Here is a 17246-nt window from a genome sequence, read left to right as displayed (position 1 = left end):
ATATCTTCTGCGTTTATTTCCACAATTACTTGCTGATTACTTCTTTACCTTTGTAAGTACCGCATGCTTTACATACACGGTGAGCTAATTTCGCTTCACCACAGCTTGGGCACTCTACCATACCAGGTACTGATAATTTGAAATGCGTACGACGCTTTCTTTTTACTGTTTTAGAAGTTCTTCTAAAAGGTACAGCCATTCTTCCCACCTCCTTAAAAGAAATAGTTATTTTCATATGAAGGCCTGAACCAGTCTTCCGATTATTTGTCAAAAAACTTCGCAAGTCCTGCTAACCTTGGATCAACAGGCTTTTCTTTGCTTTCTTCCGAAATCACTTGCCAGTCTTGACCTTGCGTTGGTGCTCCACCGGAAACATCATCACTGAAAATTTGCATTGGAATCTCCAAAAGTATATTTTCCTTGATTATTGGGAGTAAGTCAAGTACTTCTCCTTCTAAGTAATGGATTTCCGCTTCCGTTTCATACTCTTCTTCTGAAGTTTGGAACACCTCAGTTGTTTTAATGTCAAATGGTAATGTTACATCTACTAAAGAGCGAGAACATGGTAAAACCATGCTTCCAGTTATATGTAGATGAAACGTAAACTTACTGGAGCCAAAATCAACTCTACCTGTTACATGGACAGGATTAATTTCTCGAATTTCTTTCTCGACTTCTTTTAGCTCACTTACATCTACCATCTCATCCAATGTCAATCCTTTATGTCTCAATTTGTTTAATTGATGGATGGACCATTTCATATCATATCACCTCAAGGCAACAAACAAAATTATAGCTAGCCATTTTATATTTGTCAATGTTTTTTCTTTACACTATAATGAAGTCATTATAGGAAATAATATATAGATTATCATGTTTTTAGAAAAGATGCTACATCGAAAGGAGAGATTATCATAAAGGCAAGCGGTATTATTGTTGAATATAACCCCTTTCATAACGGTCATGCTTATCATGTGCAACAAACAAAAAAGTTAACACAGTCCGACATTACAATCGCTGTCATGAGCGGATCATTTTTACAACGTGGTGAACCAGCTCTCTTATCAAAATGGTTCCGAACCAAGATGGCTCTAGCCGGTGGTATAGATCTTGTTGTTGAACTCCCTTATACATTCGCAACACAAAAAGCCGAAACATTTGCTAACGGTGCTATTTCTATTTTAGATGCCCTTGGCGTTTCTGAAATTTGCTTCGGCAGTGAGGATGGAGAGATTCAAAACTTCTATAATACCATTTCTTTACGCCAAAAGGAAAAAGATACTTTCAATCAACTTGTGCAGCAATTTATGGATGCTGGAAACAGCTATGCCAAAGCAACTTCTCAAGCCTTCTCACACATCTTATCGGACGTCAATACTGTTGATATGTCCCAGCCAAATAATATATTAGGCTTACATTACATTGAAGCGATTCTTTCTCAGAAAAGTTCCATTCATGCACATACCATTGAAAGGTTCGCATCTCATTACCATGACGAAACCTTTCAAGATAACCATATTGCAAGTGCGACTAGCATTCGCAAACAATTATTTAGTGAAAATGATTCATTCACAACCATTTATCCATTTGTACCCAATTGTACCGCATCTTTTTTAGAAAGCTATAAACAAACGTATCATACACTGCATTGTTGGGAGGAGTATTTCCCATTTTTTAAATATAGACTTTTGACAATGTCTTCCAAGGATTTACAACATATATATGAGGTAGAGGAAGGATTGGAGCATCGTATTTTATCAAAAATACATAATACCTCTTCATTTCTTACTTTCATGGAAGCATTAAAAACAAAACGTTATACATGGACTAGATTACAACGGGTATGTACACATATTTTAACAAATACAACAAAAGAAGAAATGGAAAAGGCACATATAGAGCAACATGCACCATATATCCGTTTACTTGGTATGTCACAAAAAGGACAAACTTATATTTCGAAACACAAAAAAAATCTAGGACTCCCGCTTCTTACTCATACGAAAACATTTCAACATCCCGTTCTAGATATAGAGCGCAAAGCAAATGCTGTTTATTTTTCAGTGCTACAAGAACCTTTACGTACAAAATGTATACAAAAGGATATAACTCAGCATCCTATTCGGTATGATGAAACAACGAATAATTTTTTATAAAAAAACCTCTCTAGGGCGAGAGGTTTACTTTTTTTCTGACATTTTTTCTAAATATGCTAGCGCATCATCTAATGTATCTACTGGTACAATTTTCATCTTTGTTTTTATATCTTTCGCTGCTTCAAGCGCTTCTTTATAATTCGATTTCGGTGCCCCTTTTTCATTTGGAGCAAAGAATATTTCTGCACCCGCATCACTAGCAGCTACAACTTTTTGTTGAATACCACCAATCGGACCAACTTCTCCCTTTTCATTAATGGTTCCCGTTCCAGCAATCTCATGACCTTTTGTCATATCCTCTTCAGTCAATTGATTATAGATTTCCAATGTAAACATTAATCCTGCTGATGGTCCCCCAATTTCATGTGAATCAATTTTCACCTTTGGATCTACTACTAAGTCCCTTTCAGTAACAATGGAAACTCCAATACCAACACGTCCCTTGCCATCAGGAATTTGTTTTAGCGTTAGTTTTTCTGTAGAACGTTTCCCCCCACGAATATACTCAATATTTACTACATCCCCTTCTTTTTTACCTGACATATATGCAATAAATTGGTCTATCGCTTCAAAAGGCTGACCGTCAACAGCGACAATTATATCCCCAAGTTTTAATTTCCCTTCAGCGGACATATTTTTCGCAATCCCAGCAACTAAAACCCCTTTGTTTTGAAAGGAAACTGAACGATTTGCTCGCTTATACGCATTATAAATGGCTGCGTTTTGAGAATCTTTCATTGCATACGCTTGGCGGAATTGATATTCTTCATCACTCTCACCTTTTTGCAAAATCTCCTCTGCTTTAGAAATGTGATTATATTTATTAAATTGGGCAGCTATTAGATTTACAACATTCGCAGGCCCCATCGAAACGGTCACGAGCATAAAATCACCTGACTCTTTCTTCCCACCATCAACTTGTACATATGGTTCTAATTTCGCTGCCATACCTGGTTTTGTTACATAATATGGTAGACGTACATAGACAAGCAACATTGCTAATATAACGCCAATTAAAATTGCATATATAAAACGAAAACGCTTAAACATTATTTTTCTCCTTCCACTGCTCAATTAATAAGTAAATTTTCTGAATGTGTTTTTCGGCCTCTTCTTCTCCAACTCGAATAATGTCTTCGATATTGGTAAAAGCACGAGAACTAAACTGTTCTACTGCCGGGCGCATCATTAAGTCTGAAGCAATTTGCCGATTAACAACAAGTTCATGCTGCATAATCTCAATACTCTGCATGATAACATCATAAATGGATGTAACTTCTCCGTTCACCTTAATAGGAGATACATCTACAGCAATTACAATATCAGCTCCTAAGTCTTTAACAACGGATACAGGGATGCGATCAATCACTCCGCCATCCACTAATAAACGACCATCTATTTTTTCAGGTACAAACACTCCTGGCACAGAAATACTCGCCCTCACCGCATCAGCAATAGAACCGCTTGTAAATACAACTTTTTCCCCCTTTAAAATGTCAGTGGCCACAACTGCAGTTGGGATATCTAGCTCTTCTAAATTTTTATTATATGTAAACATTTTAATCATATCTTTTACCCGTTTTCCAGAAATAAATCCCATTTTCGGTACAGTAAAATCCAAATAGTATTTTCGTTTAAATAATGTGGCCATTCGATAGAGTCTCTCCACGTTGCAACCCGCTGCATAAAATGTCCCAATTAACGCCCCCATACTACTTCCAGCAATCATATGAATGGGAATATTCGCCTCTCGTAACACTTTAATCACCCCGACATGCGCAAAGCCTTTTGCACCTCCAGATCCAAGAGCTAAGCCTATTTTTGGTTCATTCATTTCTCTCACCCTTTAAATTTTTTCATCCTCTTTTTCATACTTATGGTCTAAATTCACCATGTATCCACGTATACTGAAATGAACGTTTTTTGGGACAAAGGGGGCTACGTTAAAATGTATGAAAAATGGAAAACAGCTTTTCTCACCATAACGATGATATTTCTAACATTTTCTCTCGTACTTCACCCCCAAGCCGCTTTGCAATCTTCTATTCGCGGATTAAATATATGGTGGGAAGTTGTCTTTCCTTCACTACTACCTTTTTTTATCGTTGCGGAGCTTTTAATTAGTATAGGTGTTGTAAAGTTTATCGGTATTATATTAGAACCGCTTATGCGCCCGCTCTTTCGTGTGCCTGGTATTGGCGGATTTGTTTGGGCAATGGGAATGGCCTCCGGCTTCCCTGCGGGCGCCAAATTAAGCGCAAGACTCCGGAAAAGTAATCAGCTAACGCAAATAGAAGCGGAACGACTCGTATCATTTACCAACTCTTCAAATCCATTATTTATTTTTGGAGCTGTTTCTATTGGCTTTTTTAACAATCCTAAATTAGGTTTCATACTAGCTGCTGCACATTATGTTAGCAACCTTACTGTCGGATTACTTATGCGTTTTTATGGAAACAACAATACTTACATACAAGAAAAACAATCCATTCAAAAACGTCCCTTACAACACGCTTTTTCAATTCTCCACGAGACGCGTTTACAAGAGAACAGACCAATTGGAAAACTACTTGGTGATGCCATTATCTCCTCTATTCAAACTTTACTCATGATTGGTGGATTTATTATTTTATTCTCCGTTTTAAATAAAATGATTACTGTCTTCCAACTCACGGCAGCACTAGCTTTTATTATGCAACATATTTTAAAATTCTTCCAACTGTCACCACACTTTAGCATTCCCATCCTATCAGGACTTTTTGAAATGACACTAGGTAGCCAAATGATCAGCCAAACCAATCAGACTACAATTCTTGAACAAGCAATGGTAACGAGCTTTATCCTCGCATTTAGCGGCCTTTCTATCCAAGCTCAGGTAGCGAGTATTTTAGCCGAAACTGATATTCGCTTTAAACCCTATTTCTTTGCAAGAATTATCCAAAGTATTCTCGCCCCAATTTACACTTTTATATTTTGGGTACCACTTTATGAAAAATTACATTCTTTTTCACCAAATCAACAAGATATCCCTGTTTTTTTATCAAACCATGCTTCTATTCTTGCAAAGACTTGGGAAATGTTGCTTCGCTACGGTCCTACTTTTACACTATTTTGTTTATATCTATATGTTATTTTATTATTCTTACGCATAATAAACAAAGAAAAACCCCGTTCATCTTAACGGGGTTTGAAACTTTTCTTTTAAAGCGTGCTCTACAACAGAAGGAACAAGACCAGCTACATTTCCACCATAACGAGCCACTTCCTTCACAATGCTCGAACTTAAAAATGAATATTGATTATTTGTCATAATAAAAAAGGTTTCAATATTTTCGTCTAACTTACGATTCATCGATGTAATTTGCATCTCATATTCAAAATCAGAAACTGCACGTAAACCACGTAAAATTGCGTTTGCATTACGCATTTTTGCATATTCAACTAACAGTCCGCTATGCGAATCAACTTTTACGTTTGGAATATCTTTTGTTGCTTCTCGAATTAGCTCTAGGCGCTCTTCTACTGAAAAGAACGGCTTCTTGGAAGAATTGTTTAAAACGACAACATATACTTCGTCAAACACCTTTGCGCCTCTTTTAATAATATCCAAATGCCCAAGAGTTATCGGATCAAAACTCCCTGAAGAAATTGCTATGCTTGTCATTCGGTCCCCTCACCTTCATGCTTATAAATGGAAATCGCTGTCATACCATAATTTTCTGCTCTTACCTTTACAAGTCCCCCTATTGCTTCCGGTAAGACTACATCATCCCCATGTTCTGCCATAATCAATCCATCTTCGTTCAATAATCCGTGTTGGTCCATAACACTAATTAATGAAATGATTTTTTGATCTTTGTATGGTGGATCTAGCAGTATGAGATCAAATGATAGTTCACGTTTAATTAACGCCTTCAAAGCGCGCTCTGCATCATTTCTATACACTTCAGCTTGGTCATGTACCCTACAGCTTTCTAAATTTTGATGAATAACCTTCACCGCTTTATTATCCCGATCAACAAAAATGGCTTTGTCAACCCCTCTGCTAAGCGCTTCAATCCCAAGCCCTCCGCTACCTCCAAACAAATCGAGGGCAATTCCTCCTTCGAAATAAGGACCAATCATATTAAAGATGGCTTCTTTTACCTTATCTGTTGTCGGTCGCGTTGTATTACCTGGCACAGCCTTAAGCGGATGCCCTTTACATTTTCCAGAAACTACTCTCATTTGCTGTCACTACCTTTATTTCAATCTATCGAGCGATTATTACAAACGCATATTCGTTTGGTTAACCGCTATCAAACCTCACTGTTTTTTTGGTGTTTTTCCATTAAAGGATAAACGAATCCGCTATCTATTAAAAGAAAAACTAATTTATTTCGTTAAAAAAGTCATCATTACATGATAACTTTCCAGTATCCCATATGTATATTCATCTCGCTATTGGCGAGTCCGATCCCTCTCTACTAACGCAAGTTTCACTTTATCTTTTTTATCCTATCATAAAATAAAAAAAAGAAAAATAAAAAGCCTACGATAAATTTTAAATTCATTATGTATATCTTCATTTAGATTGGACATAAATAAATATAACAACATCACCTTCGATGTTGTTGCCAACCGCGGAGAAGACTTACGTTTCCCCATAAGTTCTTCCTCCGGTTTCTCCTCTCCCTTTGCCTTCTTACTAGTACATACTAGTATAAGAAGGGCCCTGCTTTGCAGGGTTTTTTTTCTTTGTCTGCTTTTCATTTTAAAAACGAAGTGATACAGTAAAAGAAAGAGGAGGAAATAATATGATTCAACGTTTTATTGAACTAGGAGAAGGCTACTCCGATTTATATGAATTACTTGAGATTGCAAAGACAAATAAAGATCGTGTATCACATATGTTACAATTTGAAACCTTAAAAAATGATAAAAAAGTATGCTCACTTGTTGTTGTTCTTAAACCTACAACGGTTGGGAATTTCCAACCGCTATATATATGCCGCGAAGGGATTCCTATACTTGAAGGTACAAAAAGTAAACGAATCGTTTTATTCGAGGAAACAGCGGAACAAATCGAAAAAAACGTTACTTCTTTTACTGTAAAACCTTCTACAATTTTCCCAGAAAAAGAATTATATTTTAATCACCTTATCGGCATTTTACGAATGAATCATTTCATTCCTCCAATGCAATAGCAATTTATACTCATTGTATTTTTATTAAATTGAACTACCCTCACCTACCTCTACAAGAGCTTAAGGTGGGGGATTCTCCTGTCTCTGTCCTCACAAAAACAGTTCCTCTCGTTCAACAAAGAGGATACAACAATATAGAGTTCGGTAGTGTCTGTATGCAATGTAAGACGACCCATTCTATCTTCCGACGAAAGGCAAACAAAATAGGTACAACTACTTTATTCTTATATCGAGGATAGAACACTTTGTCATGCATCCAGTTCCTAGACTTGTTATCTGCTCTGGTAATAAGCGTAAAAATCTAGGACAAATTGCTCTTTTTTATCATGCAAATCATTTTGCTAGTTTTTTCTTTTCATTTTCAAACAAGTGTAACCGTTCGATTTGTAAGACTTCTTTCGGTTGATCTACATCGTATAGCTGATAGAAATGATGCGTGCCAATATCCAATCGATTGTTTAATTGATGCCAATGGCTCCAGTGGTGTGCATCTTTCTTTGGAATATAAGGCTGAAGCACCCCAGCTACTTTTTCTTTATACCCTAACCCTCGGCGACCAATCGTAAAAGCCGCGGATTAATGAATAAAGATGCCGAATTTCCGCTTGAGAACGAGATGAAGACTATCTGTATATATCTTACGGTTCCAACGTTTTTCCCGAACAATCATTTGAAACGCAAAGCGCTTCGCCTGATTACATGTTTCGATTGTCTCTGCCAATGCATCTACCATTTCATGCGGTAAATCTACCTTATAGATCCGTTTCGAAAAATATGCTTTCTTCACCTGTTCTCACCTCATTTTATTTGATAAGATCATTATGCACCAAAACAAACATACGTTCTGCAGAAAAGAGACGTTTTCTTTAAAAAGAAAAAACCGAGAAGACCCCCACCAAAATAGTGGGGGTCTTTCTCTTTAACTATAGTCGTATTCTTTCGCGCGATCCGGACGTGAATTTTCAAATTCCGTTTTAAGAAATGGGCGATATGACTGCTCAATTTTTTTCACAAAAGGAAGTTTATTTAGCTTTTGTATCATATGCTCTATTTGTTCCATATCACAATATACAACTGCATATTTCAAACGCTTTGATATGTAATGAATATTACCATATTTCCTTAAAATCTTGGCATGTTTCAATGAATGTAAATAAACAATCATACTTTGTCGTTGCCCGAACATAATCTTCTCCATCTTCTCCTTTTATATACTCATATTCTTGTATCTTATAAACATCAATCAGAAATTTGTGAAATTATAGTACATTGTTAAACGAATTCTGTATACGTTTTCTTCCATATTCTAAAAAACGGGGCACATCACCCCGTTTTTTTACAACCACAACTTCCACCAGAGCCACAACCGCCTCCGCATCCACCTGCATCAAAAAACGGATTTCCAGTAGGAACTTTAATAGCAGATGATACTTCGGAACCAATCGCTACACTGACTTCATCTAATAGTTTTTGCAAAGCATTTTCTGCTTTTTTAAAAGCAGCTATCTTTTCATGCAAATCTACAGAACGTTTTAATTCTCGCATATTTTTCGAAACGAAAGTATAATCAGGATGATATTTTCCAAAGCGTTGCACTTCTTCATATCGCTCTTTCATTGCTGTAAATTGACTAATTAATGTTTGAGCTTCCAAATCTTCCTGTAACGCCTTATAACATTCCCGATAACCCTTTGCTATATCTGAACAGACAATCGCTTTTGCAAGCTGTTCTGCCTCGTCTAATATCATTACGCTTTCAAGCGTCGCTACAATCATGAGAGACACCTCCGAGTATCCATCATAACACATTTAAAACCGAACTACTAATTTGAATATCCCATCTGAATATAAAGTAAAAAGTCCGATTACCGAAAACCATCATCCGTCATAATTTCTTATACGCAAATATGCTCCGCGATATTATATCGTAGCACGTCCCAGCTTCCATTTTCCTCTTTTACATAACTAATGCAAGCATTTTTCAATGGAGTTTTAAATGTAATTTCATCAGGGGAGATTGCATTTAAAATTGCTTTTATCGCATGTGAATGTGCAACGATAATAACGCGCTTACCTGCATGTACTTGTGCAACATCTTGCAATGCAGAAAAGCAACGATTTACAATCTCTCCATCTGTCTCCATACCTTCTACATTTCCCTCTGCAATCAGCTCTCTAACTGTGGAAACGGGTTTCCCTGAAGCTTCGCCAAAATTCCGTTCAACAAACCGCTCATCAAGAAGAATAGAATGTATTCCAACAGCGTTACTAATCATCTGAGCTGTTTCCTGCGCTCTAATTAAGGGACTGCTGATAATCACATCCCATGTGTCCAATTGCAACGCAGCTGCACTTTGACTTGCTTGCTTTTTCCCAACTTCATTAAGTGGAATGTCTTCACGCCCTTGAATAATCTCTTGAAAATTCCAATCAGTTTGTCCATGTCGTACTAAACAAATTTCCGTCATGCTATAACTCCTTTTTTCAATAATCCTTTTCTATTGTAACAAAAGTTTCGCATGACGGACATAGTTTTCCCTTCCAATTACGTTGCATTTTGCTGCTTCATATATTGAAACATGTCAATCATAATAGAAGCAACCGCCAATTGATTTTGAAATTTTGCAACTTTGTCCGGGATTGTCTTTTTATAATACTGTAAAGCAGCTAATTCAAATGCCTCCTTTTCCTCCGGATTACGTGATAATTTTCGATACCAATGGGGTTGTTCACGAATATAACGCCCTAAATCTTCATCAGCTTTTATAAATTCCATAAGCTCTGCCCTCATCCTCTTTCCTCCTAATCTTTTCGAAAGAAAAATGGATTGTTTTCAGAAGTTCTTTGCTCAGGTTGTGTACGATTCCCTTGAAATTGCTGAATAACCTGTTGTACACTCCCAATGGCACTCGTTACATTAGCTAGATGTTGCTGCATTTGCTCTGCATCTAATTTTTTTAAAAAAGAAAGCATTTGTCCCATCAAATCGACGGCTTTTTCATCATTGTTTTCTTGAGCTGGAGAAGAAATCGTTTCTCCATCTGCTTTATACACCTTCCACATTTCATCTTGTTCTCCAAGTAAATACCATTCCTCATAAAATTGTTGCCATGTTTTTTGACCATTTCGAACTTCATGAACCATTTTAGGGTGATGGTTTACAAACTCTTTAAACTGTTGAACAGAAGGATGTAACGGTCCTTTTGTTTTTGTCATAATCCTCACCTCTTCAGATGTATCTACTATATTGTAAGAAAAAAAAGGCGCATGGTTCGCCTATTTTTAAACGATTCATGCACCTTTTCCTATTTTCTAATGAAATTTTGAGTATAAAATTTATCGAAGACTCCAACACCTAGTCCAGTAAATTGTTCATTTAGCAAGTTTTTCCGATGTCCTTCACTATTCAACCAACCTTGTACTGCAGCGATCCCATCAGTATGCTGTGCTGCTATATTTTCACCTGCGAGTTGAAATGCGACTTGACCACGTTGTAATCGATCTCCTAAAGTCCCAAATTCCGGCGAATCATGCGAAAAATAATTATTCTCTTTCATATCCTTGCTATGCCCAAAAGCCACTTCAGCTGTTTGTTGATCCCATGTTAGTAACGGTAGTTGATGACGACTACGAATAATATTCGTCAAATCTAGAATTTGTTGCATATTGCCATGTTCTATTTGTGTCATTTTCTCTGGAGTAATTGGCTGCTCCGCCCCTAACTCTCCAGAATAAACAAGCTGATACGGCCTTTGTCGAAGCAATGTCTCATCATCCATATACCGAATTCCGACAAGTTTATGTGTGAATCGGTCAAAGTATAACTGCGCCCAACCATCTTCTTCTATCGAAACAAGTGGTTGTTCTGCAATTTCAGTATCAGATAATTCAAATTGATAGCTGTTTCTTCCTTTTTTCAAAGAAATTTCATGTGAGAATGGATTTTTTTTATAGACATCTTCATATTTTTCATCCATACGAAATGGAACTACATCCACTTTATTACCAGCAACATAAGCTGTTACAATTTTATGTTCTGCAACACCAAACTGCACATATTGTGATAAATCTTGATTATAAATCCACCATTCGTAACCATACGCAGAAGGTTCGATTCGAGCTGGCTCACCCCATTTTGCTAATAAACTTTCCGAATCCCCTCCTATTAATTGGGAGATTGTCTCTGGAAATCCTTCATTTATCTGTTTCTTTTTCTTAACAATCTTATGTTCCTGCTTAGAATGAGATGGCTGTAATATATATTGCGAAACGAGTAATTTCCCGTATAAATCAATAGCTAAAATAAAAACCGTAATCATTACGATACGTAATAATTTCTTCAAACAATATACCTCCTGGTCAAACATAAAATTGAGATATACACAAATGCCTGTCTTCTCTTTTGTGTGTACCGCACTATTTTCACTATATCATATTTAAATAAAAAAAGCCGTGATTCTCCCTTTTCTCTCAATATGAATTGCGATTTCTTATTATTCATACTATTATAAAATTAAAGGTTTTCAAATAAAGATAAGGAGGTATTCCATGCAATTTACAAATTCAAAACTTATAGGGGCGACCATTGATTTTACACTGCTCACGGAAGTTATGCAAAATCAACGTTTTGTACTTGCTGGACAGTGGGACTATGAGCGAGTTACATATGACTATAAATTTGAAATATTGAAGGATGTATATTATTTACGGATACAAGGCTTTGCGGTAGAAGGGGAAATCGGAGGACGCCATGCACAAGTTAAATTACTTCCACCATTGTTAGGAAAACATTACTATCCACATGGCGTTGAATATGGTGAAAATGAAGTTTTCCCTACAAACGTAATCCAAAAAAGCGAACAACTCTTGCAAAATATTGAAAAAAAGCTAAAGGAATTTGCAGTTATAGAATAGTAAAGAAGGTGTATCCATGTGATACACCTTCTTTATTTTGGTTGCAAATAAGGAGGCACTTTCTGTAGTTGCTCCTCATCTTTTTTACGTTCTTTACGTGCCCATTTAAAAAACACATAGCCAATAATTGTACCATACACTATTTCCTGGACAATTTTCATAATGATACCGCCTGTTTGTTGATCTTGCACAATCGGCATCCAATGTAAAAATTCTGGTCCGGTTATATTTAAATCACTCAATGTTCCTGCAGGTACACAGAGCTCCATCGCTTTCATCCACGCACTCGGATCCGTATATGTAGCAAACAACGATTCACTAGCAAATATGATTAGCGCACAAGCTGGTGTCAATAATACACCGTTCGCAAACATGTAACCAATTTTCTTTATTTCACTTAATGTTTGATACTCCGGTAATGGATTTAGCATAGGCCACCACATCATCATTGCTGTAAAAAATAAAACAGCAAGAAAAATAGGATGAGCAACTTGATTTTGCTTTACAGCATCAAAAACAACAGGCAAATGATAAATAGAAAATAATCCATTAAATACAAACAGAGCAATAAGCGGTTTTGTAAACATAATCAATATCACTTGGATAAAACGGAAAGAGGTAATATATGTGTATAACCAAACTGGAATCCCTAATAACAATAATGGTGGTACAGCGATGTACATCACTGCCATTTCAAACATATGTGCACTAAATACAATATGTCCAAGTAAATCAATAGGCCCACCTTTTACAAGATACAACAGGATAATCCCAGTCGTAAAATAAAACATTTGCTTTTTATTTACCTTTTCTGCATTATCGAACCGATTTCTATACGGCCCGATAATAAGAAAGTAACAGATAAGGATAGACACCATAAAAAGTAAAAAGATCGGGCTCCATAAAGCTTGAAAACCAAATATCCATAAGTTGCCCATTTTACACCCACCCTTTCAATATGAACTCCTTACCCTCATAGGAAAAAGGGAGCGAAGATAACTTCAAGCTCCCTATCCTTTACTTTTTAAACCCAAACAATTGTCATAAAAGCTAAAATGGTTAACAACCCTATCAATAATCCAGAATATAAGAAAAAGGTTGCTGCTTCATGTCCCTTATGACTCATATGCATGAAATAATACAATTGAAATATTACTTGAACAACAGCTAATAGTAAAATAAATGGTACAGAGAAAAGAGGACTAAATGTTTTCGGATAAGCGACTGCCACAAAAGCTACAATCGTTAAGAAAATCATTAGACCAAATGTAATCACTTGATGTCTCATTTCCTCAGCACTTTTTTTTCTACGATAAACAAGATCTACTTTTGAGTTACTTGTATTTGTTTGCTTTATCGCCATTGTTTATCCCACCATTCCCATCAAGTATACTACAGTGAAAATAAACACCCAAACTACATCAATAAAGTGCCAGTAAATAGATGCAACGTAAAACTTTGGAGCATTATATAAATTCAGCCCGCGCTTCGCATTCCGAAAAACTAATGTTAAGATCCATAATAATCCGAACAATACGTGTAATCCATGAGTTCCAACAAGCGCATAAAACGCTGAACCAAATGCACTACTTCTCATCGTATGTTTGAATTCGTGTGTATAATGATAAAATTCATAAATCTCAAATCCTAAAAACCCTAATCCTAATAGTACTGTAACAAGTAACCAAAGCTGCATTTGCTTAAAGTTAAAGTTCTTCATATGATACATCGCATACACGCTTGTTAAACTACTTGTTAACAAAAGCATCGTCATAATAAAGACAAGTGGCATTTGAAACATTTCTTGAGAAGTGGGGCCACCGTTTGTAGAATTTTTCAACGCTAAATATGTGCCAAATAAGGAAGCGAACAATACAGTTTCGCCTCCAAGAAATAGCCAAAATCCAACAAACTTATTTTTCCCCTCAAGGGTTGCTTTTTCAGGCTCTGCTGGAAACGTTTCATTTGTTAATTTTTCCTCTACATGCATTACGCTGTGCCCCCCTTATCATCTAAATCTTCTTTATGAATATGATAACCATGATCATCAATTACTGAACGTAAGAACATTGCACCAAATGTAATGATAAGTCCAATAATTGCAACCAATAACCAAAACTTATCTTTCCCACCTTGCATGTACATCGCACCAAATGCTGCTATAAATAATCCAAGAGATATAACAAATGGTGAAAATGAAGGGTTTGGCATATGAATATCACTAACAGGCTCTGCTGGTGTTATTTCTTTATTCCCTTCACGTTTTTCAATCCAGAACGGATCTAATCCGCGAACGAATGGTAATTGTTTAAAATTGTATTCTGGTGTAGGTGCAGGCATTGTCCATTCTAATGTACGAGCATCCCACGGATCGCGGCCAGCTTTCTCTTTAGACAACGATGTTTTCACAACATTAAATAACAGAACGATCGTTCCTAGCCCCATAAATACAGCACCAATCGAACTAATTAAGTTCCCCGTTTCTAATCCTTGGCCTGGTAAATACGTAAAGTAGCGACGTGGCATACCAATTAAACCAAGGAAATGCTGGATAAAGAATGTTAAATGGAAGCCGATAAAGAACAACCAAAATGTTATTTTCCCCAAGGTTTCATTTAATACTTTGTTAAACATAAGTGGCCAATAATAATGTGCACCTGCTAATAGTCCAAATACAACTCCACCAACGATTACGTAGTGAAAATGCGCTACAACGAAATAGTTATCATGGAATTGATAGTCAGCTGGAGCCGAGGCAAGCATGACCCCTGTTACACCACCCATTACAAATGATGGAATAAAAGCAACAGCCCACATCATTGGCGTTGTAAACCTGATACTTCCACCCCACATTGTAAAGAGCCAGTTAAATATTTTAATACCAGTCGGAACTGCAATTGCCATTGTTGCAACTGAGAAAATAGCGTTCGCAACAGGTCCAAGACCAACTGTAAACATATGATGCGCCCATACCATAAATCCTAAAAATCCAATTAACACCGTTGCAAATACCATAGATGAGTAACCAAATAGTCGTTTTTTAGAGAATGTAGCGAAAATTTCTGAGAATATTCCGAAAGCTGGAAGGATAAGAATATACACTTCTGGGTGACCGAAGATCCAGAATAAATGTTCCCATATAATCGTGTTCCCCCCTAAAGCTGGGTTAAAGAAACTTGTGCCAAATAAGCGATCTAACATAAGTAGTGCCAATCCCACTGTTAATGGTGGGAAAGCAAATAAAATAAGTGAAGAAGTTACAAATGTTGTCCATGTAAACATTGGCATACGCATATATGTCATTCCAGGTGCACGCATATTAATAATTGTGACAAGGAAGTTAATACCACCAATCAGTGTACCTATACCTGATATTTGTAACCCTAGTACATAAAAATCAACACCATGTCCTTTAGAAGCAAGAGATAACGATGCATAAGATGTCCACCCTGCATCAGGTGCCCCTCCTAAAAACCAACTTAAGTTTAAAAATACTCCACCGAAGAAAAATAACCAAAATCCAAGTGAATTTAAAAATGGAAACGCCACATCCCGTGCCCCAATTTGAAGTGGTACAGCGGCGTTCATAAATGCAAACACGAGCGGCATAGCTGCGAGGAAAATCATTGTTGTACCGTGCATCGTTAATACTTGGTTATAAGCATCCCCAACAAGAAAAGCATTGTTTGGAATCGCTAATTGAAGACGGATAAATAATGCCTCTATTCCGCCAATGATAAAAAACAATCCACCTGCAATTAAATAGAGAATGGCAATTTTTTTATGGTCTACTGTCGTCAAATAATCCCATATAACAGCACCCATCCCCTGTTTTTTTGCTACAGAACTCACGTTTTCAACCTCCCCTTCGCAAATAATCCCTCTTTACTTCTCAACTTTTAACGTTTTCAAATATGCATTTAATGCATCTACTTGACCGTCCGTTAAGTTGCCATATTTACCAGTCATTTTATTTCCTGGCTTCATATTTTCAGGATCCTTTAACCATTTTTTTACGTTTTCTTCATTATTTTCAGCAATGCCGGCAACCATATCGCGATCAGCAAAGTTTGCTAGGTTTGGTGCGATACGTGCAGAAGGTGGTCTACTATCATTTGATCCAGTTGCATGACAACCAATACAGCTTTTGTTGAATATTTCTTGACCTTCTTGTTCTTTTGGAGAAGAAACTTCCTTCTTACCATCAAGTTTCTTCATATCAGCAATCCAATCTTTGTACTCGCTTTCATCAAGAGCCTTTACTTTAAATTGCATTAAAGAATGTGATGGGCCACAAAATTCTGTACAAAAACCATTATAAGTTCCTGATTTATCTGCCTTTAACCACATTTTATTGACATTATCCGTATTCGTATCCATTTTCCCAGCTAAAGATGGGACCCAAAACGAATGTTTAATGTCAGCACCTTTCAAATTCAAATATACTTTTTTACCTGTGGGGATAACTAGGTCTTGCGAAGTTACTATCTTTTCTGATTTATAAGAAAATTCCCACCAATAAAGATTCGCTGTTACATCAACAACGATTGTGTCTTTATCAATATTCTTTTTCTCCATCGCACTTACATCAGCAAGTTTGAATGTATATGTAACAGTTGGAACAGCCAATATCAGCAAAAGAATAATCGGAATGACTGTCCATATAATTTCTAGTTTGTGATTTCCTTCAACTTGCTTTGGGATATAATCTTCTTGACCCTTCTTTTGTCGGAAACGCACAATTACATACAAGAAAATAATAGTAACTACAAGTACGACACCTACCATAATTGCACTTGCTAACAAGAGTAAATCATATTGCATTTTTGCTACTTCACCTTGCGGAATTAAAGTAGATTGAAAGGCTTTACCGCATCCCCCTAACAGTAAAGCCAGCAGTGAAACGAATGAAAGCAGTCGCCACTGTTTCTTCATACAAACAACCCCCACTTTCTTTGTGAATTAGATTGTACTTTATTTATAGTAAGTAA

Annotated in this window: 22 protein-coding genes and 1 pseudogene; 4 read left to right on the top strand and 19 right to left on the bottom strand. The window is 36.5% G+C overall.

What is annotated here, in order from left to right; all coding sequences use genetic code 11:
* Window positions 1-25 precede the first annotated feature (25 nt).
* Both rpmF and C568_RS0104620 read right to left on the bottom strand, forming a co-directional pair.
* Window positions 26-199 (bottom strand): 50S ribosomal protein L32, encoded by a 174-nt coding sequence (gene rpmF, locus C568_RS0104625; protein WP_001984764.1) that lies wholly within the window; start codon window positions 197-199, stop codon window positions 26-28.
* A 61-nt stretch (window positions 200-260) separates the two neighbouring features.
* Window positions 261-761: a YceD family protein gene (locus C568_RS0104620; protein ID WP_003199747.1), complete on the bottom strand. Its 501-nt coding sequence runs from the start codon at window positions 759-761 to the stop codon at window positions 261-263.
* A gap of 153 nt (window positions 762-914) precedes the next feature.
* On the opposite strand from C568_RS0104620, the gene C568_RS0104615 reads away from it, so the two are divergent.
* Window positions 915-2156 (top strand): nucleotidyltransferase, encoded by a 1242-nt coding sequence (locus C568_RS0104615; RefSeq protein WP_080740057.1) that lies wholly within the window; start codon window positions 915-917, stop codon window positions 2154-2156.
* A gap of 24 nt (window positions 2157-2180) precedes the next feature.
* Here the strand turns inward: C568_RS0104615 and C568_RS0104610 are convergent, their stop codons facing one another.
* Both C568_RS0104610 and C568_RS0104605 read right to left on the bottom strand, forming a co-directional pair.
* Window positions 2181-3206: a SepM family pheromone-processing serine protease gene (locus C568_RS0104610; protein WP_018780894.1), complete on the bottom strand. Its 1026-nt coding sequence runs from the start codon at window positions 3204-3206 to the stop codon at window positions 2181-2183.
* Window positions 3199-3990 (bottom strand): patatin-like phospholipase family protein, encoded by a 792-nt coding sequence (locus tag C568_RS0104605; protein ID WP_018780893.1) that lies wholly within the window; start codon window positions 3988-3990, stop codon window positions 3199-3201. The genes C568_RS0104610 and C568_RS0104605 overlap by 8 nt, the downstream gene beginning before the upstream one ends.
* Window positions 3991-4104: 114 nt before the next feature.
* On the opposite strand from C568_RS0104605, the gene ylbJ reads away from it, so the two are divergent.
* Window positions 4105-5337, top strand: a complete 1233-nt coding sequence (ylbJ, locus tag C568_RS0104600; protein WP_018780892.1) for a sporulation integral membrane protein YlbJ — start codon at window positions 4105-4107, stop codon at window positions 5335-5337.
* Here the strand turns inward: ylbJ and coaD are convergent.
* Window positions 5329-5820: a pantetheine-phosphate adenylyltransferase gene (coaD, locus tag C568_RS0104595; protein ID WP_018764765.1), complete on the bottom strand. Its 492-nt coding sequence runs from the start codon at window positions 5818-5820 to the stop codon at window positions 5329-5331. The two genes, ylbJ and coaD, sit on opposite strands and share 9 nt — an antisense overlap.
* Complete coding sequence (rsmD, locus tag C568_RS0104590; protein ID WP_003199738.1) at window positions 5817-6383, bottom strand: 16S rRNA (guanine(966)-N(2))-methyltransferase RsmD; 567 nt, start codon at window positions 6381-6383, stop codon at window positions 5817-5819. Before rsmD ends, coaD begins: the two co-directional genes overlap by 4 nt.
* 569 nt (window positions 6384-6952) lie before the next feature.
* Between rsmD and C568_RS0104580 the strand changes: the two genes are divergently transcribed.
* Entirely contained in the window at window positions 6953-7342 is a 390-nt protein-coding gene (locus C568_RS0104580; protein WP_018764766.1) for a DUF7147 family protein, read from the top strand.
* A gap of 333 nt (window positions 7343-7675) precedes the next feature.
* On the opposite strand, the pseudogene C568_RS35175 reads toward C568_RS0104580, so the two are convergent.
* The 8 genes and pseudogenes from C568_RS35175 to C568_RS0104540 all read right to left on the bottom strand — a co-directional run.
* A pseudogene (locus C568_RS35175) lies at window positions 7676-7945 on the bottom strand (transposase); the annotation flags it as partial.
* Window positions 7919-8128, bottom strand: coding sequence for a hypothetical protein (locus C568_RS35170; protein WP_006095790.1), 210 nt, complete (start codon window positions 8126-8128; stop codon window positions 7919-7921). The pseudogene C568_RS35175 and the gene C568_RS35170, both read right to left, overlap by 27 nt.
* Window positions 8129-8260: 132 nt before the next feature.
* Window positions 8261-8527 (bottom strand): YlbG family protein, encoded by a 267-nt coding sequence (locus tag C568_RS0104565; protein WP_016116052.1) that lies wholly within the window; start codon window positions 8525-8527, stop codon window positions 8261-8263.
* A gap of 137 nt (window positions 8528-8664) precedes the next feature.
* Entirely contained in the window at window positions 8665-9117 is a 453-nt protein-coding gene (locus C568_RS0104560; RefSeq protein WP_003199733.1) for a YlbF family regulator, read from the bottom strand.
* A gap of 119 nt (window positions 9118-9236) precedes the next feature.
* Window positions 9237-9809 carry a histidine phosphatase family protein gene (locus C568_RS0104555; protein ID WP_018780891.1) on the bottom strand — a complete coding sequence of 191 codons (573 nt, stop codon included), beginning with the start codon at window positions 9807-9809 and terminating at the stop codon, window positions 9237-9239.
* A gap of 77 nt (window positions 9810-9886) precedes the next feature.
* Window positions 9887-10132, bottom strand: coding sequence for a YlbE-like family protein (locus C568_RS0104550; protein WP_006095792.1), 246 nt, complete (start codon window positions 10130-10132; stop codon window positions 9887-9889).
* An 11-nt stretch (window positions 10133-10143) separates the two neighbouring features.
* Window positions 10144-10557, bottom strand: a complete 414-nt coding sequence (locus C568_RS0104545; protein WP_006095793.1) for a YlbD family protein — start codon at window positions 10555-10557, stop codon at window positions 10144-10146.
* A gap of 89 nt (window positions 10558-10646) precedes the next feature.
* Window positions 10647-11684: a CAP domain-containing protein gene (locus tag C568_RS0104540; RefSeq protein WP_016116055.1), complete on the bottom strand. Its 1038-nt coding sequence runs from the start codon at window positions 11682-11684 to the stop codon at window positions 10647-10649.
* A 205-nt stretch (window positions 11685-11889) separates the two neighbouring features.
* Between C568_RS0104540 and C568_RS0104535 the strand changes: the two genes are divergently transcribed.
* Window positions 11890-12255, top strand: a complete 366-nt coding sequence (locus C568_RS0104535) for a YugN family protein (RefSeq protein ID WP_003199722.1) — start codon at window positions 11890-11892, stop codon at window positions 12253-12255.
* Between the two features lie 32 nt (window positions 12256-12287).
* Here the strand turns inward: C568_RS0104535 and ctaG are convergent, their stop codons facing one another.
* From ctaG to coxB, 5 genes are all read right to left on the bottom strand, one after another.
* The gene (gene ctaG / locus C568_RS0104530; RefSeq protein ID WP_006095795.1) at window positions 12288-13193 is read right to left on the bottom strand and encodes a cytochrome c oxidase assembly factor CtaG; all 906 of its coding nucleotides are present in this window, start codon (window positions 13191-13193) and stop codon (window positions 12288-12290) included.
* A gap of 86 nt (window positions 13194-13279) precedes the next feature.
* Window positions 13280-13618, bottom strand: coding sequence for a cytochrome c oxidase subunit IVB (gene ctaF / locus C568_RS0104525; protein WP_003199718.1), 339 nt, complete (start codon window positions 13616-13618; stop codon window positions 13280-13282).
* Window positions 13619-13621: 3 nt separating this feature from the next.
* Window positions 13622-14245: a cytochrome c oxidase subunit III gene (gene ctaE, locus C568_RS0104520; protein ID WP_003199716.1), complete on the bottom strand. Its 624-nt coding sequence runs from the start codon at window positions 14243-14245 to the stop codon at window positions 13622-13624.
* Complete coding sequence (gene ctaD / locus C568_RS0104515) at window positions 14245-16080, bottom strand: cytochrome c oxidase subunit I (RefSeq protein ID WP_170957067.1); 1836 nt, start codon at window positions 16078-16080, stop codon at window positions 14245-14247. Before ctaD ends, ctaE begins: the two co-directional genes overlap by 1 nt.
* A gap of 60 nt (window positions 16081-16140) precedes the next feature.
* Window positions 16141-17190 carry a cytochrome c oxidase subunit II gene (coxB, locus tag C568_RS0104510; RefSeq protein WP_018764771.1) on the bottom strand — a complete coding sequence of 350 codons (1050 nt, stop codon included), beginning with the start codon at window positions 17188-17190 and terminating at the stop codon, window positions 16141-16143.
* Window positions 17191-17246 lie beyond the last annotated feature (56 nt).

The organism is Bacillus sp. 95MFCvi2.1, assembly GCF_000374965.1.
Classification (GTDB): Bacteria; Bacillota; Bacilli; order Bacillales; family Bacillaceae_G; genus Bacillus_A; species Bacillus_A pseudomycoides.
This window is presented reverse-complemented; position numbering and strand designations above follow the sequence as displayed.